The organism is Labrenzia sp. THAF191a (assembly GCF_009363335.1).
In the GTDB taxonomy this organism is placed as follows: Bacteria; Pseudomonadota; Alphaproteobacteria; order Rhizobiales; family Stappiaceae; genus Roseibium; species Roseibium algicola.
In genome coordinates this window covers 57,782-79,000 of sequence record NZ_CP045335.1, presented here as the reverse complement: position 1 = coordinate 79,000, position 21,219 = coordinate 57,782, and the positions used below count along the sequence as shown (strand labels likewise).

The 21,219-nt window shown below is 56.2% G+C and carries 18 protein-coding genes and 2 pseudogenes; 10 read left to right on the top strand and 10 right to left on the bottom strand.

Features of this window, described 5'->3' with window-relative positions:
• Position 1: 1 nt before the first annotated feature.
• From FIV05_RS28765 to FIV05_RS28730, 8 genes and pseudogenes are all read right to left on the bottom strand, one after another.
• On the bottom strand, positions 2-469 hold the full coding sequence (locus FIV05_RS28765) for a TRAP transporter small permease subunit (RefSeq protein ID WP_173014026.1): 468 nt from the start codon (positions 467-469) through the stop codon (positions 2-4).
• A gap of 150 nt (positions 470-619) precedes the next feature.
• Entirely contained in the window at positions 620-1,684 is a 1,065-nt protein-coding gene (locus tag FIV05_RS28760) for a TRAP transporter substrate-binding protein (RefSeq protein WP_152512154.1), read from the bottom strand.
• A 38-nt stretch (positions 1,685-1,722) separates the two neighbouring features.
• Positions 1,723-3,339: an arylsulfatase gene (locus tag FIV05_RS28755; protein WP_152512155.1), complete on the bottom strand. Its 1,617-nt coding sequence runs from the start codon at positions 3,337-3,339 to the stop codon at positions 1,723-1,725.
• Between the two features lie 7 nt (positions 3,340-3,346).
• Positions 3,347-4,096, bottom strand: coding sequence for a GntR family transcriptional regulator (locus FIV05_RS28750; RefSeq protein WP_152512156.1), 750 nt, complete (start codon positions 4,094-4,096; stop codon positions 3,347-3,349).
• 355 nt (positions 4,097-4,451) lie between these two features.
• A pseudogene (locus FIV05_RS28745) lies at positions 4,452-5,152 on the bottom strand (IS6 family transposase).
• Positions 5,153-6,014: 862 nt separating this feature from the next.
• Positions 6,015-6,647: an HAD family phosphatase gene (locus tag FIV05_RS28740; RefSeq protein ID WP_023000267.1), complete on the bottom strand. Its 633-nt coding sequence runs from the start codon at positions 6,645-6,647 to the stop codon at positions 6,015-6,017.
• Positions 6,644-8,128, bottom strand: a complete 1,485-nt coding sequence (locus FIV05_RS28735) for an FGGY-family carbohydrate kinase (protein ID WP_152512157.1) — start codon at positions 8,126-8,128, stop codon at positions 6,644-6,646. Before FIV05_RS28735 ends, FIV05_RS28740 begins: the two co-directional genes overlap by 4 nt.
• A 16-nt stretch (positions 8,129-8,144) precedes the next feature.
• The gene (locus FIV05_RS28730; protein ID WP_023000265.1) at positions 8,145-8,981 is read right to left on the bottom strand and encodes a DeoR/GlpR family DNA-binding transcription regulator; all 837 of its coding nucleotides are present in this window, start codon (positions 8,979-8,981) and stop codon (positions 8,145-8,147) included.
• A 138-nt stretch (positions 8,982-9,119) separates the two neighbouring features.
• Between FIV05_RS28730 and FIV05_RS28725 the strand changes: the two genes are divergently transcribed.
• From FIV05_RS28725 to FIV05_RS28690, 8 genes and pseudogenes are all read left to right on the top strand, one after another.
• On the top strand, positions 9,120-9,920 hold the full coding sequence (locus FIV05_RS28725; protein WP_152512158.1) for an SDR family NAD(P)-dependent oxidoreductase: 801 nt from the start codon (positions 9,120-9,122) through the stop codon (positions 9,918-9,920).
• Between the two features lie 56 nt (positions 9,921-9,976).
• On the top strand, positions 9,977-11,077 hold the full coding sequence (locus FIV05_RS28720) for an ABC transporter ATP-binding protein (protein ID WP_152512159.1): 1,101 nt from the start codon (positions 9,977-9,979) through the stop codon (positions 11,075-11,077).
• 1 nt (position 11,078) lies between these two features.
• Positions 11,079-11,879 (top strand): carbohydrate ABC transporter permease, encoded by an 801-nt coding sequence (locus FIV05_RS28715; RefSeq protein WP_152512160.1) that lies wholly within the window; start codon positions 11,079-11,081, stop codon positions 11,877-11,879.
• Between the two features lie 42 nt (positions 11,880-11,921).
• Positions 11,922-13,193 (top strand): extracellular solute-binding protein, encoded by a 1,272-nt coding sequence (locus FIV05_RS28710; RefSeq protein ID WP_023000261.1) that lies wholly within the window; start codon positions 11,922-11,924, stop codon positions 13,191-13,193.
• 68 nt (positions 13,194-13,261) lie between these two features.
• Complete coding sequence (locus FIV05_RS28705) at positions 13,262-14,137, top strand: sugar ABC transporter permease (RefSeq protein ID WP_286202334.1); 876 nt, start codon at positions 13,262-13,264, stop codon at positions 14,135-14,137.
• Positions 14,138-14,199: 62 nt separating this feature from the next.
• Positions 14,200-15,003: a BtpA/SgcQ family protein gene (locus FIV05_RS28700; protein WP_152512161.1), complete on the top strand. Its 804-nt coding sequence runs from the start codon at positions 14,200-14,202 to the stop codon at positions 15,001-15,003.
• Between the two features lie 66 nt (positions 15,004-15,069).
• Positions 15,070-15,240: pseudogene (locus FIV05_RS28695) on the top strand (fumarylacetoacetate hydrolase family protein); the annotation flags it as partial.
• 217 nt (positions 15,241-15,457) lie between these two features.
• A complete protein-coding gene (locus FIV05_RS28690) occupies positions 15,458-15,700 on the top strand; it encodes a WGR domain-containing protein (RefSeq protein ID WP_055661600.1) in 243 nt (80 codons plus the stop codon).
• 95 nt (positions 15,701-15,795) lie between these two features.
• On the opposite strand, the gene FIV05_RS28685 is transcribed toward FIV05_RS28690, so the two are convergent.
• On the bottom strand, positions 15,796-16,947 hold the full coding sequence (locus FIV05_RS28685) for an RHE_PE00001 family protein (RefSeq protein ID WP_286202335.1): 1,152 nt from the start codon (positions 16,945-16,947) through the stop codon (positions 15,796-15,798).
• Positions 16,948-17,214: 267 nt separating this feature from the next.
• Here FIV05_RS28685 and FIV05_RS28680 point away from each other — a divergent pair, with 267 nt between their 5' ends.
• Complete coding sequence (locus tag FIV05_RS28680) at positions 17,215-18,396, top strand: tyrosine-type recombinase/integrase (protein ID WP_152512164.1); 1,182 nt, start codon at positions 17,215-17,217, stop codon at positions 18,394-18,396.
• A 33-nt stretch (positions 18,397-18,429) separates the two neighbouring features.
• On the opposite strand, the gene FIV05_RS28675 is transcribed toward FIV05_RS28680, so the two are convergent.
• Entirely contained in the window at positions 18,430-19,008 is a 579-nt protein-coding gene (locus FIV05_RS28675; protein WP_353622192.1) for a transcriptional regulator, read from the bottom strand.
• 331 nt (positions 19,009-19,339) lie between these two features.
• On the opposite strand from FIV05_RS28675, the gene FIV05_RS28670 reads away from it, so the two are divergent.
• Positions 19,340-20,908: an MFS transporter gene (locus FIV05_RS28670; protein WP_152512469.1), complete on the top strand. Its 1,569-nt coding sequence runs from the start codon at positions 19,340-19,342 to the stop codon at positions 20,906-20,908.
• Positions 20,909-21,219 lie beyond the last annotated feature (311 nt).

Here is a 21,219-nt window from a genome sequence, read left to right as displayed (position 1 = left end):
CTTAGGCCCCCGTTACCGGCAAGTGTAATTTATTCAACGGACGGGTTATGTCTGTTAAGAGGAGATATGCAGAAATAACGGTTTGAACCAGGGCATAAAGGGCCCCTGCGGGAACCGATAAATACGGAATCATCATACTGATCCCAAAGACGAACGGATTTGAAGAATTGCGGGCGCTCCAAGCATTGATCAAGCCGTTGTAACAGACCGTTGCAAACAGAATGGACAACAAAATCGCCATAGATATCACAATCCATCTATACCAGCGTGACGGCATGACATGATGAATGATGTCGACTAAAACGTGCTCTCCTTCGCGGATCGCAAGCCCGACCCCTAAAAAAGCCATCCATTGCATCAGATACTTGGACATCGTATCGGCGAAATTCAGCGGCGTGAAAATTACGAAACGTGAAAACACCGACGCGCTGATAGTAATGACAATTACAGCAAGGAATGCAACGCACAAGGCCGTCACACTGAATGCAAGACAACTGTCTAGGGACTGAATTTTACTTCTGAAAGCTGGACTTGGCATAGGAACACCAACTATAAAATGATGTCGATTGGCCCGCTATTGAAAGTAGCGGGCCCACGGTGTTTAAATTCATGTTCGAGATCAGTTTACTTTGTAGCCCCAACCATCATCACCAATCTCGCCCGACTCTTGACGGATCAAATCAATCTTTTCCTGACTCATGCCTTCATTTCCAACGAATTGTGGCCAAACAGTTTCGATAGTTTTTTCCCGAACTTTCCTGTATTCCGCTTCCGGCAAGCTGTAGACCTCGACGCCTTCTTTTTTCATCGCTGTGATGTTTTCGGTAATGAAGTCACTCACAAAGGCGATGTGCCACTGACTGGCTTCCTCTGCTGCTTCTTCCAACACTTTACGAACGTTTTCGGGGAGTTCAGCGTATTTCGCATCGTTTACAACAAGGACGAGCGCATAGTTTTGAAAGTTCAAATCCAGGATGTAGTTGATTAAATCTCCTTCGTGGAACTTCGCCGAGTAGAAGCTCGCAAAGGGAACCGTTAACCCGTCTACCATTCCCAATCGAACGGCTTCCGGTGTCTCAGGCCAATCCACGGTCACGCCCGCTGCCCCCCAGCTTTGGTGAGCAGCTATTTCGAGTGGAGAGCGCGAGGCACGGAACTTCATGCCTTCTAGGTCGGCTGCAGTTTCAATCTTCTTTTTAGAAGTTCCGACTTCACGTGGTCCGCCGATCTCAAAAGTCTTGAACCAACGCAACCCGACTGGCTCGAGTTCCAAATTTACTTGCTTTTGAACTTTCTCACTGCTCATTGTGTTTAGCAACTGGGTCCGTGACTCGAACAAGAAAGGGAAATGAAACACCTCGAACGCTGGTGTAATCGTTGCAAGATTCGCGAAGCTGTCGGCGGCAAAGTCCAGATGACCGTTTTTTACTGCCTCGAATGTTTCGACACCCGAGCCGAGTTGGCCGCCATGAAAAACCTTTACTTCGATATCGCCATTTGATTTTTCAGAGACAAGCTCGGCAAACTTGTTGAGGCCGTATGCCGTAACATCCGTGTTGGACAATACATTTGCCAATCGGAAACTATACTCTGTTGCCTGAACGGATGGTGTGCCGAAGGTGAGAGCCAATACAACTGAAATCGGCCCAAGAAAACTCCCCGGTTTTCTGTAATCTTTTTTCATCTATTCCTCCCTAAGTTCACTGATGATGTGGCCCTGTTTCAGGAGCCTTCTTCCTCCCAGAAAGCTGCTTCATTGCTTTCATGCAGAAATTCGAGAATTTTTTCTCTTGGAATAACACCACAGCGGTCTGCCCAAGCCTGGTAACGTGCAGCCATTTCCGCTACCAAGTTTTCGTTCTGGCCAGCCAAATTGTGCATTTCGGTCCGGTCTGCATCCATATCGTAGAGTTCCCAAGAGTCTGGATATTTGCGCACAAGTTTCCACTTGCCGTGACGTATTGCGGCGTTGCCTTCATGCTCCCAAAAAAGAGGGTTTTCGCGATCGCAGTCTGCTTGAAAGGACTGAACCAGGCTGATCCCTTCACACGGTGGAATAGCGTGACCGCGTCTGCTCTTTGGATAACTCGCTCCGGACACTTCTAAAATAGTTGCCATCAGATCAGGAAGCTGTCCGGGAACATGTCGGATCCCAGCCTGCTGAATTCCATTTGGCCAATGGATAATCAACGGTGTTGAAATTCCACCTTCATGAACCCAGTGCTTATAAAGGCGGAATGGTGTATTGGAGAGGTTCGCCCAGGCCGTACCGTAGCTTTGGTAGGTATCCTCACCGCCAGGCATGATACTCGGGTCGTTCCCGATCTTTACAGGCCGGCCATCTCGTGTCTGATATTGGGCGATCATTAATTCTTCGACTAATTGCCGCGGTTCCACATCCTTCGGTATGTCCTCAGCACAGCCGCCGTTGTCTGACAAAAACACGATCATTGTATCTTCATACTGGCCTGCTTCTTCGAGCGCTGTAAGTATCTCGCCGATTCCTTGGTCCATACGGTCGATCTGGGCTGCATAGACCTCCATAAGCCGAGTCAACCAAGCTTTTTCGTTAGCTTCCTTGAACGGAGGCTGGGACGGATCGCGATCCGTCAACTGCCAGGATGCATCGATCAAACCTGCATTAACGAGACGAGCAAGTCTTTGTTCGCGCAGTAAATCCCAGCCTTCGTCAAATCGGCCCCGGTACTTCTCGATATCTTTTTCGTGCGCGTGCAACGGCCAATGAGGTGCTGTATAAGCGACGTACATGAAGAATGGCTCTTCCGGATGCTGCTCACAATGAGTCTTAATGTAAGCGGCCGCTTGGTTGGAGATTGCATCGGTGTAGAAAAATTCTGGGTCGTCGATCGCTTCCTGCTCTATGTTTTCACAGCCACGCGTTAAAGTGTTTGGGAGGTAGAAACTTCCAGCCCCGATGACTGTGCCATAAAATTCGTCAAAGCCGCGCTCAGTTGGCCACGTGCCGTTAGGCTCTTTTAAGTTCGAAGAAACATGCCATTTCCCACTCATGTAGGTGCGGTATTCGGCGGACTTCAGAACTTCTGGAATTGTGACACAATTCTCTGTTAGGTTACCAACATAACCCTCAGGCCCGGTTGAATAGGTGAGTATACCAATGCCGGTCTGATGCGGATGAAGGCCTGTCAGCAGGGAAGCTCTAGATGGGCTACACCGCGCTGTGTTATAGAACTGGGAATACCGCAGGCCCTTCAGGGCGAGACAGTCCAGATTAGGCGTATCGATCTCTCCGCCATAGCAGCCGATATCGGAAAAACCCATGTCGTCGTTTAGAATGACAATAATGTTGGGCCGTTTCATTGCAGGCTTATCCCCTAGTGTTGCTCTGACTGCTATTGCCGCGAGTAAGGTTTATGGTGAATTGAAATTTTTCGGGTTGATAAACTGAACGAAGAAATTCGACGGCACGCCCATCATCAGCAATAGTTGCTCGTTCCATGGAAACTAGTGCTGTTGGTTTTTGAAGACGTAGATCGTTTTTTTCTACTTCATTTGAAATGCAGGCCCCAATAGTCTGCGTTCCTTCCTTGATTGTTATCCCAAAATCAAGCTCAAACACTTCATACATACGGATCGTTGTGAGATCTTTTTGTTGAAGTTTCAGACCAACATCGGGTGGATAGAAAGCATGCTCAATAGCTACCGGGTTATCGTCCGCATACCGAACACGTCGAAGTTGCCATACAACGCGCTCACCCAAGGCTTGTTGAACTGATACATCCGGACACTCAACCATTCCTTGATGTGTGATTTTAGCGCCTGGTTGGAACCCGGCCTCTTCCAGCAGCTCTTGATAGCCGAGCAGGCGCCCTACCCATCGCTCCGAGCTGTTGTTTCTCAGGAATGTCCCCTTCCCCCTCGTACGATCGAACAAACCTTCCGCCACTAGTGGAGCAATAGCGTTGCGAATTGTGACTCGACTAACGCCAAAGTGGCTTATCAGCTCAGCCTCAGTCATCAGACGTCCGTCTGTATCCACTATTTCGCCGGCGATTGCCTGACGTCGGATCAGTTCTCTAATTTGAGCATGTAGTGGCTCGTCGCTTGTATATTGCATAGCTTTAAAAGTTACTACTTTTGATCATTGTTGCGCATTTGTAGTAACTTTTCTTGCTTGTGGCAACATGTTTTTTTGACCGGCTAACTGAAAGCACACGTCCTGAGAGGACGCCGGGGTATTGCCATTTGTGGACAGCCCCGGTTCTGCAAGAGTTGGGGCGTTAGCTGGCCTTCTGGATCATGTTCGGCACCAATCACCCTCGTGAATCCGTTCCCACGCTCTGATTCCAATCATTCATTGGACCGCTGTTCGGGATCCTCGAGAATGAGATCGTGGAGCCCGGTAACGATCTCCTTCTTCGGCGATGTCACGTTCACGACATCGGGACGCGATTGGATTTATGACGCTGTTGTCAGCGGCCGATGGTTACAGCGTTACATTCGGCCATGGCACGCAGGAGATGACTGCGAATGCAAAGAGCGGAGCGAAGTGAGCGAAGCGGGACGAAAAGGTTGCGGACGGCGGAGAAGATCGAGATGAAACGCTGCAGGCTTCCTGCTAAACGAAATTCCTGCATTGAACGTTCCCGTTTTCTCAGCGGCACGTGCGAATTCTCTGCACGGTTATTCAATCCCTTGTGCGAGCGGTGTTCGACGGTGGGCATCGTCTGTCGCCCGGCGGCCCCATAAGAACGCAACTTGTCGGTGATCATCCGTTTTAGCGCGATAGCCTGCTTCTTCAGAAGCCGGGTTAGCAATCGCCTGGCGACCTTGGTATTGCGCCGAGTTTGAACGATTTCGTCCAGCACGTATCGATCCAGATCGATGGCTCGCCAGAACCAGTGTTTCTTGCCAGTAATAACGATGCGGATCTCATCAAGAGACCAGACATCACTGGGGAGTGGCTGCTTGCGGTGTAGGTCACGCGAATAGGCAGGGCCGAACTTCCTGCCCCAGCGTCGGACCGTTTCCTAGGAAACCGACATGCTGGCTCCAACAGCACTTCCTCGATCAGACGGGGCTTCAGTGGGAACCGATCATACAGCCAGACGGCGTGTGCGATGATCTCGGAGGGGAAACTGTGGCGCTTGTAGCTGGCAGTTACGGTCTTCATAGCCAACCTATCTCGCAAACACCTGCCTCGTCGTTAACGTGACAAGCCCGGTGACGTTGTTGAAGCCGGGGATCTTTTGTTCAGACTGGACGACACGGTGACCGGCGCCAATCTCGCAGTCATCACCAAAAAGTTGCCTGGTGAAACCAATCCGCGACCAGATAGCTCATGCGTTGCGGGAGAGGTAGGAATGGGAGCGACTGTAATGAAATATAGTGCCACTTCTAAGCTGAACAGATTTTATCCCCTCACATATCCCCCAATCCTGGTGAAGTCGCTTTAGAAACAAGCAACCGGGTGTAGCCATTTTAGCTTGTTGTGTTGGCGCGGAAGTTGAAGTGCATGGCTATTTTATCGGCGGCTGGTCGCCTCCGAGTGAAAGGCTTTCAGTTGCCTGGAACGGTCGTAAACGACGCGGTTTGAGTTCACCATCGCTTTGCGTGGAGTTCGGCAGGTTCTAAAGATCTTACGGCAGTACGGGGCATCGTCGTCGGTAAGGTGTCTATCCTCAATTTGCTGAACCGGATTGCTCGTGAATTACCCACTGCTGCACCCGCCAGGTTTGTCTGAACCTAGAAGACAAGGTGCTTCTAAATGCGGCGCTTATCAGGCTAAGCTAGGTGAGCCCTGACACGAACCGAAGATCCACCGCCTGTGGGTCTTGCTCTCGGCTTCAGACCGGCTGGACACGATACGCCTCATTCGCGCTCCGCCGAGCGATCAGGCAGGCAAAAAACCAAAACGCGGTGACCTACGAAAAACGTGCCAATACCTCCTGGATCATGAGAGCAACCGCGGCTTGGCTGCTCCCCGGATTTCTTGACGCCGACAGTCGTGTCTTTTGAGAGAACGGATACCGCCCTCACCGTTTCAAGAGCTCCGGAATCTCGGAGACGGCAGCCGGATGAAAATGCGCATCTGGCGGATTGCCGGGTGCAGCTTCTCCCAGCAGCGCAACCTTCAGACCGGCGGCAAGGGCCGATCGCATTCCCGTGACGCTATCCTCGACGGCCAGAATGTTCTGCGGCGGCAGGTTCAGTGCTTCGGCGGCCATCCGGTAAGGTGCAGGGTCGGGCTTGCCGGCGGGCACGTCGTCAAGGCTGATCGACCCGACCAGCAACTCCGAGATCCCTAGACTGCGAAGGTTCACATCGACGACCCCCCGGTCTGAATTCGAAACACAAATCTGCGCAACACCGGCCGCGGCGAGTGCCTTGATCGCTTCAACCGCCCCTGAAATCGCGACCAGGCTATCGCTGTGGTCGGCGTAGTAGTTGCGGATCTGTTCATGCCACTGCTGCTCTTCTACCGCGACCGGAAATCGTGGGCGCAGCTGGTCCCAGACATGGCCGATGTGAACGCCGATGAAGCTCTGATCCTCTGGATCGATTTCCAGACCATAGCGGGAGCAGACCGCCACGAGGGCACGGTGATGCAACGGTTCGCTGTCGATCAGGGTTCCATCAATATCCCAGGCTATTGCACGAAGAGTCATGCGGAGCTTCCTTCCAGTCGCTCGTACAGATTTCTGAAACGAGCATACCCACTGTCATAGATTTGACGATTTGACGGGTTCGGCGAAATCAGCGCATCGCGCTCGGTCAGGGCGGAAATACCGGTCCAGTCAGCGCGTCCGCAGCCTACAGCCGCGGTCCAGGCTGCCCCCAGGCATGAGCCGGGGTGGCCGCCGAGCCGTTGCAGGGGAACGTCCAGCACATCCGCGACGATACCCATCCAGACATCGCTGCAGGCTCCGCCGTCGGAGACGAAAAAGCGTGTGGTCTCGTAACCAATCTCGTTGAATGTCTCGATGTGATGACGGATTGCATAAGCGTAGGATTCAAGCACGGCTCGCCAAACATGACCAAGATCGTGCGAAAGGGTCAGCCCGTTCAGTGCACCGCGCGCAGATGGATCGTGAAGGGGAGTTTTCTCTCCAAGCAGGTAGGGCAGGAAAGTTAGCCCGAGTGCTCCGGCCGGGCGGTCCGCCGCCAATGCGTCGAGAGCGGCATGGCGTGAACCGTGGAGCGGCTCGATCCCGGCTGCAAAGGTATCCACAAACCAATTGAGCACCGATCCTCCGGTGGACATGCAGCCATTGGGCATCCAGAGCCCGGGCACGAGATGGTAGTCGAGAAACAACCGCTTGTCGGGGAAAGCCTTGTCGGTCGCGGTCAGGATGTCCACCGCGCCGCCGAACTTCAGCAGGACATCGCCATTCGCGACGACCCCGGCTCCCAGACAAGAGGCAATCATGTCCGCCGCTCCACCAACAACGGGTGTCCCAGCGGCAAGGCCTGTTTCCATAGCTGCCTCGGCGGTGACGATGCCCATTACCTCGGACGAGAGCGCAAGTGGTGGCAGCAGGCCGGGATCGATCCCCGTCATCGCAGCCTGATCGAGGTCGATCCGGTTGGTCGCGACATTCACGATCCCGGCTTCAAGCGCCCAGTTCTGTTCGACACGGGCGACACCAGTCAGGCAATAGTTGATGTAGTCATAAGAGCCGAGCAGGGTTTGGGCCCTTTTCACCACCTCGGGTTCATGGCGTTTCAACCAGCGCATCTTGGCACCGACAAGCTGCTGGTTTACGCCATTTCCGGCAGCGGTCAAAAAGGATGGCTCATCTATTTCCCGGCGCATCTCCTCGACCTCGGCACCGGCGCGGCCATCGCTTTGCTGGATTGAGGGTCGCAGCGGTTGGCCATTCTCGTCCAGCAGGATCGTTGCTGGTAGCATTCCGGCCACACCGATGCCGGCGATCTCGGATGCCTTGCGTCCGGACATCTTCAGCAGTTCTGGGATTACCGCGCAGCAATTGGCCCACCATTGCGCCGGGTCCTCTTCCGCCCAGCCGGGATGGGCCGACTGCAAGGCGACCGGCCGCGAAGCCTTGGCGAGGATCCGGTCCGGCAACTCGATGAGCAGACCAATAGTTGAAGTTGTCCCGATATCGAGACCCAGAAAAAGTGACATGTGAATCCTCGGAAAGTCAGGCGATCATGATCGAGACGTTGGCTTCTTCGAGCGCCTGTGCCAGTTCGTGCGGCGGGGCGGCGTCGGTGACCAGGATAGAGATTTGCGCCAGGTCAGCCACGCGAACGGTGGAGATACGGCGGAACTTCGAACTGTCGACCATCAGGATGCGCCGGGAAGAACGTTGAATGTAAACCGACTTCATCGCGGCTTCCTCAGGCGAATAATCGAACACTCCGTCGGGGGTCAGTCCAGACGCCCCTATTAGCGCCGCATCGAAGTAATAGCGGGAGAAATTCTCAACAGCGGCTTGTCCGGTTACGGACAGCTCTCCCGGCTGGACCAGCCCCCCCGGGACGTAGGTCGGCACCGACGCCGCGGCCGCCAGTTGAGCCACCCGCAAGCTGTTGGTGAAGATGCGCAGCCCCGGTGCGGGCTCGGAAGAGATCAGCGCTCGTGCGCCGGCTAGCACGGTCGTTCCAAGATCGAATGCCAGCGTCTGATTGTCCGCCACCAGCCGCGCAGCCGCGTGCGCGATCCTGGATTTTGCATCGCTGTTGAGGCGCCGGCGGGCATCGAACAAAGGTTCGACATCATCGATCACCGTCAGGGGGCCGTGCTGCAGGCTGACGGCGCCGCCATGCACGCGTTCAAGCAAGCCCTGTCCTTCCAGTTCGGCAAGATCCCGTCGAACGGTCATATCCGAAACACCGAATTCCTGGGCAATCTCGGCAACAGAAACCGACCCGCCCTGATTGAGACGATCGAGGATTGCCGCTAGCCGCGCCTGGGCAGGTGTCCGGCCCCGTTTGACCGATGGGTCTTGCGTCGGATGGATCGTGGTGTCTGTCATCTCGGCAGTCTCTTCATAAAATCAACAAAACAATCAAATCAGAACATACATGAGATTTCAATCGAACAAAATCAAACATTTTTCTTGTCAAATCCGTGAACGTATGTTTGCTTTTGATCAATTTTGGAGAAGTGAAACATGAACGAACACCAAATAGCCCTCCAGGCGCATCCGGGGCTCGCAGGAAAATCCGCTTTTGTCACCGGTGCTGCAAACGGCATCGGCTGGGCGATCGCACAGGCGCTTGCGGCCCAGGATATAACGGTGACCGTGGCAGATCTGGATATAGGTAGGGCGGAGGCCGCGGCCAGGCGTCTGGGTGCGAGGCACCATGCGGTTCAGGTTGACGTCAGCGAGCGGGTTTCTGTCGAGAAGGCATTTTCATCGGCGCTTGAAGCGATGGGCAACATCGACATTTGCATTGCCAACGCAGGTGTCTCCAGCATGCGGCGCGCAGTCGACCTGACTGATCGCGACTGGGACTTCAACATGGATGTAAACGCGCGCGGCGTGTTTCTAACCAACCAGATTGCGGCCCGTTACTTCCTGGACCGGGGGTGCGGGACAATCGTGAACACCGCCTCGCTCGCTGCCAAGGTCGGGGCGCCGTTGCTCGCTCACTATTCGGCCAGCAAATTTGCCGTGGTCGGCTGGACGCAGGGACTGGCGCGCGAACTGGCGCCTTCAGGCATTCGCGTGAATGCGGTCTGCCCGGGTTTCGTGCGCACGTCGATGCAGGAACGCGAGATAGCCTGGGAGGCCGAACTGCGCGGCATGTCACCTGAAGAGGTGCAGCAGGACTATGTCTCGCAAACGCCCCTTGGACGAATCGAAACCCCTGAAGACGTCGCTGGTGTGGTCGTCTTTCTTTGTTCGGATGCAGCGCGCTTCATGACCGGTCAGGCAATCAATGTGACTGGCGGCGTTTACATGACCTAACGCCGCGGTCAGCGCATAGTCACCCAAGTCATATCTTCTACCTTACGGGACGCAACGTGTCAGAGATCAAGCTCAACAAGATCAGCAGAGATTATGGCCTCGGCAATTTCGGAGTGAGGGACGTCTCTCTCGACATCGAGGAAAGCGAGTTCATGGTGCTCCTCGGTCCGTCCGGTTGCGGCAAGTCCACAACATTGAGGATGATCGCCGGTCTCGAGCAGACGACGGGTGGACAGATCAGTATTGCCGGGCGGGACGTGACACGTTTGGCGCCGCGCCACCGTAATGTGGCGGTGGTGTTTCAGTCCTATGCGCTTTATCCGCATATGAGCGTTCGCGAAAACATGCGGTTCGGCATGAAGATGCGCAAGACGCCAAGGGACGAGCAGGATCGGCGGATTGTACAGGCAGCATCGGTGCTTGGCCTCCAGCCCTATCTGGATCGCAAGCCGACGGCCCTTTCCGGAGGTCAGCGGCAGCGTGTGGCGCTCGGAAGGGCGATCGTGCGTGAGCCGGATGTCTTCCTGATGGATGAGCCGCTGTCAAACCTTGACGCCAAGCTGCGCGGCGAAATGCGCCAGGAGCTGGTGAAGCTTCACAGACGTGTCGGCAAGACCACGGTTTTCGTTACCCACGATCATGTTGAAGCAATGACGATGGGCGACAGGATCTGCATCATGCGCGACGGCCGGATCGAGCAGGTGGGCGCGCCGCTTGAGGTTTATGCCAGGCCGCGAAACACCTTCGTGGCGCAGTTCCTCGCCGCTCCGGCAATGAACCTGATAGAGGCGCACCTGACCGTCGTGGGCGAGAGGGTGGAACTCAGCGCGGGTCCCATTGCCGGGCCGTTGCCCGAGCGGGAGGCGGCTCTCTACCGGGCGGCCGCCGGGACCGGGCTTTTGTTCGGATTGCGGGCCGAGGACATCCTGACCCAACCCAGACCCGGCGCGCAAGCCTTCCAGGGAACCGTGACGGTGCTGGAGGCTCTGGGCCCTGAAAACCTGATTGTCGTGGAGGCCGAGGGCCTGTCCATTTCAGCTAGGGTTGATCGTCACTTCCTGCCACGGATCGGTGAGACCATCACGCTTTATGCGGATCTCGGCCACATGCATCTGTTCGACGCCGCAAGCGGCGATGTAATCGGCAGGGAGGCCTGAGATGGGGAGGCGGATCCTATCGCATATCGGCCTGATCCTGGCGGTCGCAATCGTGCTTTTTCCCATCCTGTGGGTGCTCCGCACATCGCTAGTTCCCGCGCAAGACAGCTACAGTTCGGTAATCCTCCCGTCGGTGACGCTCGACAATTACCGTGCACTGTTCGCGGAAAAGAATTTTGGGCGCAACTACATGAATTCGCTGATTGTTGCGAGCCTGTCGGTGCTCGTCACGATGCCGCTGGCTGCGATGACAGGATACGCCTTCGCGCGGTTTCGCACCGGCGGGCGGCTGGCACGTTTCGCGACGCTTGCCAGCCAGATGCTGCCGCCGGTCGCACTCGCCCTGCCGACCTTCATGCTGTTTCGGAACTTCGGCCTGACCAATTCGCTGACCGGTCTGACGATCGTCTACGCCGCCGTCAATCTGCCTTTTCTCACCTGGATTCTGATGGGTTTCTTCGAAGCGGTTCCCGAGGATCTTGAAGGCGCGGCGATGACCGATGGGGCAACCCGGTGGGGAGCATTCTGGCGCGTTGTGCTGCCGGTCGCAGCGCCCGGCATCTTGGCGGCGGCAGTCCTCGGTTTCATCCTGTCGTGGAACGAGTTTCTGTTCGCCCTGATCCTGGGCGGGTCGAAAACCGCGACCGTTCCGGTCGCTCTGGCAAGTCTGCAAACCTCGAATGGCGTGCAGATCTCCAATGTCGCAGCGGGCGTTTCGCTTGCGATCCTGCCGCTGATGATCGCGGCCAAATTCATTCAGAAATACCTGGTCGAAGGGCTCTCCTTCGGGTCGGTGAAATAACAACAATAAAAACAGTCAAACCTTACAGACGAGGACTACGAAATGAGAAAGACTATTTATTCGCTGACATTTGGCCTTGGGGCGTCTCTTTGGGCCGGCACGGCTCTTGCCGACGGTGTGACACTGCGCGCGCTGATGGAAGACGTCCCGGAAACGTCGATCATCGAAAAGATGCTCCCTCAGTTCGAGAAAGAGACCGGCATCAAGGTTGAGTTCGAGAAGGTCGGATACGGTGATATGCACGACAAGCTGGTCGCCCAGCTGGTCAGTGGCGAGAGCGACTACAATCTGCTCGAAGTTGACTTCCTTTGGGCGGGCGAGTTCCCGGCAGCGGGATGGCTTGAAGATCTCAAGCCCTATGCCGAGAAATCCGGGTTCGACATGGCGGCCTTCATTCCCTCGACCATGGATCTTCTGGGAAATCGCGAAGACTTCATGCCGTTGGTGCCCATGTACAATTATTCGATGGGTCTGATCTATCGCACCGACCTGTTGAGCGACCCGGAGTTGAAGTCGGCCTACAAGTCCGAAACCAGTCAGGAGCTGGAAGCCCCCAAGACGCTCGAGGAATATGTGCGGATTGCCAAATTCATGAAGGCGCAGGGCAACGTCAACGGCGCCGCGATGCAGGGTCAAAAAGGTGACCCGAACGCAATGGAATTCTCCAATTACCTGTTCTCCGCGGGCGGCAGTTACCTCGATTCCGACGGCAATGTCGTGCTTGCGTCCGAAGCTGGCGAAACGGCTCTGAACCATTACGTCGATGCGATCAAAAACGCTGCACAGACCGGCGCCCTGTCAGCCACGCTCGATGACACGATGCGGCTGATGTGTTCGGGCGAAGCGTTCTCGATGGTCACCTACTGGTGGATGCTGCCGCAGATCGACAACGCGGAAAGCTGCCCGAATGTTGCAGGCAAGGTGGCGCTCTCGGTCATGCCGGGGGGGCACGGTGAAAGTGGCGGCTGGGGCTGGGGCATTGCCAAGAATGTCCCGCAGGAAGAAAAGGACGCTGCCTGGACGTTCATTACCTGGGTCCAGAGCAAGGAGATTGCGGTCGCGCGGGCACTGGAAGGCCATGCTCCGGTGCGCGCGGATGTCTACACCAATCCGGAAGTGCTGGCGAAATACCCGTTCTACAAGGACGCCATGGCCGTGGTTGAAAGCGCAAAGTCCTTCCCGATCTTCACGTACTCGGCGCAATACGAGGACACTCTGGGAACTCAGGTTTCCCTGGCTGCCAGCGGAGACACCACCGTTACTGAGGCGCTTCAGGCGGCTGCCTCTGGTCTTACTGATCTGATGAACAAGTAACGCACGTCAAGGAGGCAGGCGGCGAACCCGTGCCTGCCTCCCGTTTCCTGCTGACCGAAAGACACTTGATGAGCACGAGAACAACCGAAATGATGCGCGCGGGCTGGGGCTTCGCCGGCCCGGGTCTGACGATGCTGAGCGTCGTCATGGGCCTGCCGGTGCTGTATGCCGCGGCTATCTCTCTCTCGTCCATGACGCTTGTTCGTCCCGAGCTGAACATAACCGGATTCGGAAATTTCCTGTCGATCATGTCCGAACCGCTGTTCTGGAACTCCCTCGGCATAACCCTGCGCTATTCGGTTGCCACGGTGATGGGTGAGTTCGTTGTCGGGCTGGCGATCGCGCTTATGCTTCGACAGGTAATCGTGATGCGCGGTGTCTATTTCGCAGTGCTTACCCTGCCGATGGCAATGTCACCAGTCGCCGTCGCGCTGATCTGGCGAATGCTGTTGCAGCCCAATCTGGGGATTGTCAATCAGACCCTGGCGGGGCTTGGCCTGCCGATAATCGACTGGCTCGGCGATTCGGATCTGGCACTAAAGACGATGATCTTTATCGACATCTGGCAACAGACCTCCTTCGTGATCCTGTTGCTGTCTGCCGGACTGGCTTCGCTGCCAAAGGATCCTTATGAAGCGGCCGAGGTTGATGGCGCAGGCCCACTGCAGCAATTCTGGTACATCACCCTGCCGCTCCTGCGGCCGGTCGCGATGATCGCGGTGGTCATTCAGCTGATCAACGAATTCCGGACGTACGACTTGATCTACATCCTGACCAAGGGTGGCCCTGGTGTCTCGACCGAGCTGTTGTCCTTCTTTGCCTACAAACGCGCCTTCCAGGGCCTTGCCTTGAACGAAGGCAGCGCAGCCGCCTTCGTGCTGCTCCTGATTGTTCTTCTCATCACAGTGGTCTTCTTCTTTCTGCTCGAACGCAGAAAGACCTGAGATTGCTTCCATTTGGCTTCAAACGAATCCCGCACCAGGCGGGGACAAAGGAGAGACTTGCCATGAAATTCGGGTCGCTTTTCCCGGGTGTCAAACCCGTTATCGCGATGGTTCACCTCAACCCAATGCCCGGTACACCTCTTTACGATGCCGATGCAGGCATCGAGGGAATTTATCAGGCTGCGCTCAGGGATCTGGAAGCGCTCCAGGCCGCAGATGTCGATGCCGTGATGTTCGGCAACGAGAATGATCGCCCGTACGAACTTGCCGTGAATGTCGCTACCACTGCTTCGATGGCTTTCGTGATCGGACGCTTGCGCGAAAAGATCCGCAAGCCCTATGGCGTCAACGTACTTTGGGATCCAGACGCGACTGTTGCTCTGGCCGCGGCGACAGGAGCCTCGTTCGTCCGCGAGATCTTTACCGGAACCTACGCCTCAGACATGGGGCCGTGGACACCGAACGCCGGTCGGGCACTGCGCGAAGCGCGCCGGCTCGATCGCAAGGACCTGGTGATCCTGAACAACGTTTCGGCTGAATTCGCCCATTCACTCGACACCCGCCCGCTACCGGACCGCGCGCGATCTGCTGTGTTCTCTTCCATTCCCGACGCAGTGTTGGTCTCGGGCGCGATCACAGGCGAGGCTGCTAGGATGAATGATCTTGAAGCGGTAAAAAAAATGCTTCCTGAAACACCAGTGCTAGCTAACACGGGCGTCAAGCATGCAACAGTAGCCGATATCCTTAAGATCGCCGATGGTTGCATCGTGGGATCGTCGCTGAAAGTTGACGGACACACCTGGAATGCGGTTGATGCTACGCGTGCGCGCGAGTTTATGGACATTGTGAAGGCCACCCGCGCCTGAGCGTTTGATGGGATGGGGGCTCCGCCCCCATCCGGTCGCTTTTTCTTACCTAGTAAAAGAATCGGCATTGCCAATTTCATGCGTCTGATGCCCGTTGATGTCATTGCCACTGGAACGCCGGAGGGCGTAGGCCTTGGGCTCGAGCCGCCGCAGTTTCTCAAGCTTGGTGACGTTGTCGATCTAAGCATCTCCGGCCTTGGGACACAGCGACAAACCGTTGTCTCCCAGCCGACTTGATTGACCGGCCGCCTATCAAGTCTTGCCAGGGGCAATCCTGTTGAGGTGTCACCCTTGGCCAGATTAAGGCATGTTGGACGCCGTCCGACTGTGGCTGAGAAGCCTCCGCCTTTGGCACTGTTCTTCCCCGCCACACATCATCCATTTGAATCCGTTCCTTCGCATCGATTCCAATCATTCATTGGACCGCTGTTCGGAGATCTTCGACACTGCGGTCATGGAACCAGATGACGATCTCCTTCTCCTCAAGCGCGTGGACCCGGGCCGGAACATGAACCGGTTCTACCACCTGTCGGTTGAGCCCACCCTGTTCGGCGGATTTGCCGTTCGCCGGACATGGGGACGCCTGGGCACCTGGGGGCGAACGCGGCTTGATCTGTTTGCGGATGTGTCATCGGCTCTGGCGCATCAGCAGAAGCTGGCGGCACAAAAGCACAGGCGCGGGTATCGCCCGGAATGAGACTGTGGCGTTGTGCCTGATCCCTAATCCCTAATCCCTAATCCCTGCCCCCATGTTCCATGGGATCTTCCTCTGACAGGTCACTTAGGCAAACGTCACAAGATACCCCAGGCCCTGTATCTGTCTCGGCCTGTAAGCTCGCGGGGAAGCGCGGGGCCGAGTTGACGGATCATGCGGTCGACCGCGGCGGCGGTGACACCCAGGTCCTGGCGAGCCATGGGAATGGTCACCAGGGGCCGGGACAGGAACATCCGGGCAAACTCCGGCAGCCTGGAGTGGCTTCGGCAAGACTGGCAATGACGTGCCAATTGCTCCTGGGCAATCGAGAGCCGGTCCAGCTGATCCATGGTTTCCTGGGCGGCTTTTTCAAAACCGGACAGGAGGCCGGCGATACGGACCTGGAACGTGTCCTTGCGGCGCCAGCGAAAAGGCGACTTTCGCAATCCCGCTGACAGGCTCGGCAAATGAGACGTGGTCACCTGCGCTTTCAGGAAGACCGCCGACAGCAGGCGGCCAAGTTCCGGCCATCCGTCCAGCGGCTGCAGCACCTGCCATGCATCAAGCAAAAGGACAGCCGACAGAACCGGCGGCAATTTCAGGGCTTCAGCTTCCTTTTTGATATTCAGCCAGTCGTCCAGTCGATCGCCCCGTTCGGTAAACCGAGAGAAGTGCGCGGAAGGTATGTCTCCGGTTTGGCGGGAAGAGACAGGTCTTTCCGGGACGGTTCCCTGCGCCAGGTGTCTGGAGCGTTCCAGAACGGCGTCGATCTCGGCAAAAAGATTTTTTTCCGTGTCGGCAGTGTCCTGTTGCACCGAGGGTGAAGCGGCACGTCCCCTCCCCTCTCCCGAGCTTCTGATCGTCGTTGTCTCGAACTCGGCGTCATCTGAGGGCCGGCCCACAAGTGTCAGAAGACCGTCGCGGCTCAAGACAGTGTCCGGGGTTTGCCGGTCGACCCGTCTGCGGAGCGCCAGGAACCTGGCGGCCCGGGTCAACTCGTGGGTGGGCGCGCGTCTGTCGGTGCCCGCGTCGTGCAGGACAAGGTCCTCGAGATGAACAAGGTCTCCATCGAGGGCCATGGAGGCACAGGTGTCAAACAGGTGAGACCGGCTGCGCACGCCGTCTTCCAGCGCTGGTGTCCGTCGCAATCTCTCGTCGGCTCGGGTCAGGGACCGGCCGGCGCGATCGAGCGGGTCGGCCAGATCGAGCCAATCCAGTGATTTCAGGGACTTGCGGAGATCGTAACTCATTGACATCGGCTGATAATATTTCATTAACGATAATCAACAAGCAAAAAAGTATCATCACATGGATATCTGTCAACTCAGGATTATAAACAGTGATAATTATAGCTTATCGATAGTTAGACTTTTCAGCGTCCTCATGCTAGACATTGGCCCCTGTTCCCCACCCGCAAAAGCCTGTCAGCCATGCCCGAAAGCCCCCTCCCCGCTTCCCGTCTCTTGTCGCAGTCCGCACGGAACGAGGCTGCACGGAACGAGACCGCGGACCAGGCAATGCGCGACAAGATAGAAACCCTCGACACGTTGTCCGCCATTCTGCCGGCCCTTGCCGGTTCAGACCGGGCGGAGCAGCTGGCCCGGCTTCTGACCGATGAGGACATCGACACCCTGCGCCACCTTGCCAGGGAAGGCATGGGCGAGAATTCGCTGCGAGCTCTGACCTCCGATTTTTCCTATCTGGAAGGCTGGTGCCTGGCGGCAACCGGAAGCCCCCTGCCCTGGCCCGCACCGGCGCCGCTCATTCTCAAGTTCATCGCCCATCACCTGTGGGATTCGGACAAGAAGATGTCTGATCCCGGTCACGGGATGCCTGAAGACATTGCGAGGCAGCTTGAGGCGCAAGGATTGCTCCGCAGCGCGAAAAATACGGCGGGCCTACGGCCCCCGCATGCACCGGCGACTGTGCAGCGGCGCCTTGCCTCCTGGTCGACGCTGCATCGCTGGCGTTCCCTGCAGGGACACTTCTCGGATCCGGACGTGCGCTCGGCCATGCGACTTGCGTCCCGTGTGGCCGACCGGCCGCGGGCGCGGAAAAGCCGCAAAGCCATCACGGCCGATTGTCTCGAGCTGCTGCTCGCGACATGTAACGGCACGGATTACGCCGCACCAAGCCTGATGGACATTCGCGACAGGGCCTTGCTGCTGGTCGGGTTTGCCTCCGGTGGCCGCCGGCGCTCCGAGTTGTCCGGAATGCGGTTTGGTCAGATCACCTGGGAGGCGTTTTTGCCTCTGGATCCGAGTGACCCGGAGAGCGATCTGCTGCCTGCCGCCAGCTTGCGGCTGGGGCGCACCAAGACGGAAGAATCTTCGGACGACAATTCGGTTCTTTTGATCGGACGGAGTGTCTATGCGCTGAAGGCCTGGCTGGAAGCGGCCCGGATTCAGGAAGGGGCCGTCTTCCGCGCGATCGATCAGTGGGGCAACCTGAAAACCCGCGCCCTTACCCCGCAATCGGTGAATGCCATTGTCAAGAAACGCTGTGCACTTGCCGGACTGGACCCGCAGGACTTTTCCGCGCATGGCTTGCGCTCAGGCTTTCTGACGGAAGCGGCCAACAGGGACATTCCGATCCAGGATGCCATGCTGCAGTCCCGGCACAGGTCCCTCGCCCAGGCGTCCAGCTATTACAGCGATGCCGGGCGCAGCAGACGGCGGTCTGCCAGATTGTTGGGGTGATACCGGAGCGGAGTAGAATGTTCGATTTTCCGCTCACAGCAATTGATCTGATTGTCCTTCGGCTTTCAACTTTTGAAAGCAGACGATCATCCTCAGGTGCCGATGCTCATCGACCAGTAGTGCTTCATGAGTGAAGTCCAATCGATTCCCTTGATCGTCAAGAACGGCGCTTATCGCTCTGCTGTATCCAGCCAACATCGCCTGCTCCATCCCCCGGCGAAAGTCCGGAGACAGTGCTTTCAAATCTTCAATCAGGGATATTATGCTTGGATCGTCAGGGGCGACAACCAGATCGCTGCGGAACTGTGCAAGTAGTTTTGGCGCCTCCTGTTTCCAGTCGGGCATACGCTCTCGCATCCCGGAATCGACGAATACAAGTCGCATCAGATTTCGAAAATTGGCTTCGAACCGCGAAAAGCCGAATAACCTGTTCGCTGCCTGGTTCCAGGCAATAACATCCCATCTCATGTTCAGAACGTAGGCAGGCCGCGTGACCAGATCATCCAGCAGTTGCTGAATTGCAGGTGAAACAGTGACCCACTGATACGCTTCTGGTGGCGGTGGACGACCATGGGCCAATAGGAAAAGACGGCTACAATCAGCGTCGTCCAACCTCAGTGCTTTCGCAATGTTCAGTAGGAAGCTCTCTGAGACTTTAATGTCTCGTCCCTGCTCGAACCAAGTGTACTAGGTGAGACCAACTCCTGCCAGTTGCGCAACTTCCTCTCTGCGTAGTCCGGGTGTTCGACGACGTTCTGTGGTGGGCAAGCCAACGCGCGCAGGAGAGAGCTTCGCCCGGTGGTGGATAAGGAAATTCGATAGGTCTTCCTTGGTACGTATAAAGCGCTGAGCGGGCATGCCATTACCTTTTGTAATAGGATAAAATGCAATCTTGTATCAGGGTAAGCTTGGTCTGATTTTCGGCCTCTATCAAGGAGGCATCATGACATCTCATAGCGAAACCTGTCCTGTTGAGGATCGCTCAGCACCGCAGCTGACTAACAGTTCTGCGGCGGTTGCGGGGCCACGTGAATGGCTGGGTCTGACACTATTGGCCTTGCCAACAGCGCTTCTCGGACTGGATTTAACTTTGTTGCACCTCGCCTTGCCCGTGCTTGCCTCGGATTTGCAGGCTTCCAGCACCCAGGCTCTTTGGATTATGGATTCCTATGGTTTTATGATCGCCGGGTTCCTGATTACAATGGGTACACTTGGCGACCGCATCGGACGTCGTAAGCTATTGATGATTGGTGCGGCCGTGTTTGCTATCGCCTCGGTGGCAGCCGCCTTTGCACCTACGGCCGGGTTTCTGATCGCTGCGCGTGCGGCGTTGGGGATTTCAGCTGCTACGCTCATGCCCTCTACGCTTGCTTTGATTGGCGATCTTTTTGTCGAACCACGTCAACGGATGCTTGGTTTCGGTATCTGGACGACGATGTTTGCACTTGGCATGGCTCTAGGTCCAATTGTCGGCGGAGTAATGCTGACTTTTTTCTGGTGGGGTGCGGCATTCCTGATTGCTGTTCCTGTCGTTGTCTTGTTGTTGATTCTCTCTCCTTTTCTCTTGCCTGAGAACCGTGCGTCGAGTAGCGGACCTATTGATTTGACCAGTGTGGCCCTATTGCTCGCTGCGCTGTTTCCTGCTGTTTATGGGGTTAAGCAAATCGCCAAGATTGGCGTCGGGCCGGACGAATTGGGGGCGGTGGCAGTAGGAATATTGTTTGCTGTGCTGTTTATCCGGCGTCAACAGCGACTGGAAGATCCGTTGCTTGATCTGAGTCTATTCGCAAGCAAGGCCTTTTCTATTGCCTTGGTCATTTTGCTTTTTGGCTTGGTAGCTGTCGGTGGGACGATGCTTTTGGTCACGCAGTACCTGCAGTTGGTCAAGGGCTACTCTCCTGTGGTTGCAGGTCTTTGGATGGGGCCCCCGGCGCTTGCCATGATAATTGCGGGCATTGGTGCGCCTCTGATAGCGCGACGTGTCCGGCCTGGCTTTGTTGTCGCTGCTGCGCTGGTGTTGTCAGCGTTTGGATACTTTTTGCTAAGTCAGCTTGATGGCGGCTCTAACGAGCTATTTTTGGTTATTGCCGGATTTTCATTGGCTTATCTTGGTCTTGGTACCATTGCCGCACTTGGAACCGATCTTGTGGTTGGTTCTGCACCAGCCGAGAAGTCAGGGTCGGCATCTGCGATGTCGGAAACCGTACAGGATCTTGGCGTTTCATTGGGCATTGCCATTCTGGGCAGTGTGTCTGCCGTCGTCTATCGGCAAGACATTGCGTCCCTCGCGCCCTTGGACCTACCAGCGAAAATACGTGACGCCGTAAATGACAGCCTATGGGCTGCAATGTCGAATGCCTCAGAACTACCACCGGGTCTGATTGAGCAGGCAAAATCCAGTTTCGTTGAAGGTCTCGGGGTTGCGTCGCTTGTTAGCGCTGTCGTGGTCATCGTTCTGGCGGTTCTCGCGACTGTGACTTTGCGAAACATAAGTTCGCAAAGAGACGCTTAGGTGGGCATGGCCGTTCTAATTTATCTCTTCAGTGAGCAGTTTTGATTTGCTGAAGAGAGATCTGTCGGCCAACCACTGAATCCGCCCTCACCCCGCAATCGATGAAAGCCGTCGTAAAGGTCTCCTACGCGGCTTCCTGTCTGGCCCCGCAAGTCTTTTCCGCGCACGTTCTACAAGGATGTTGGGGTGTTGTTCAACGCGAAGGAAGCTCATGAGGGAGATCCGGGCAGGTCTTGATTGTGGCCCGTCCGGATCACTTCTCCTCAATCATTAGCTGATCCATCAGTCGAGTTGAACTCCTTAAAAAACAG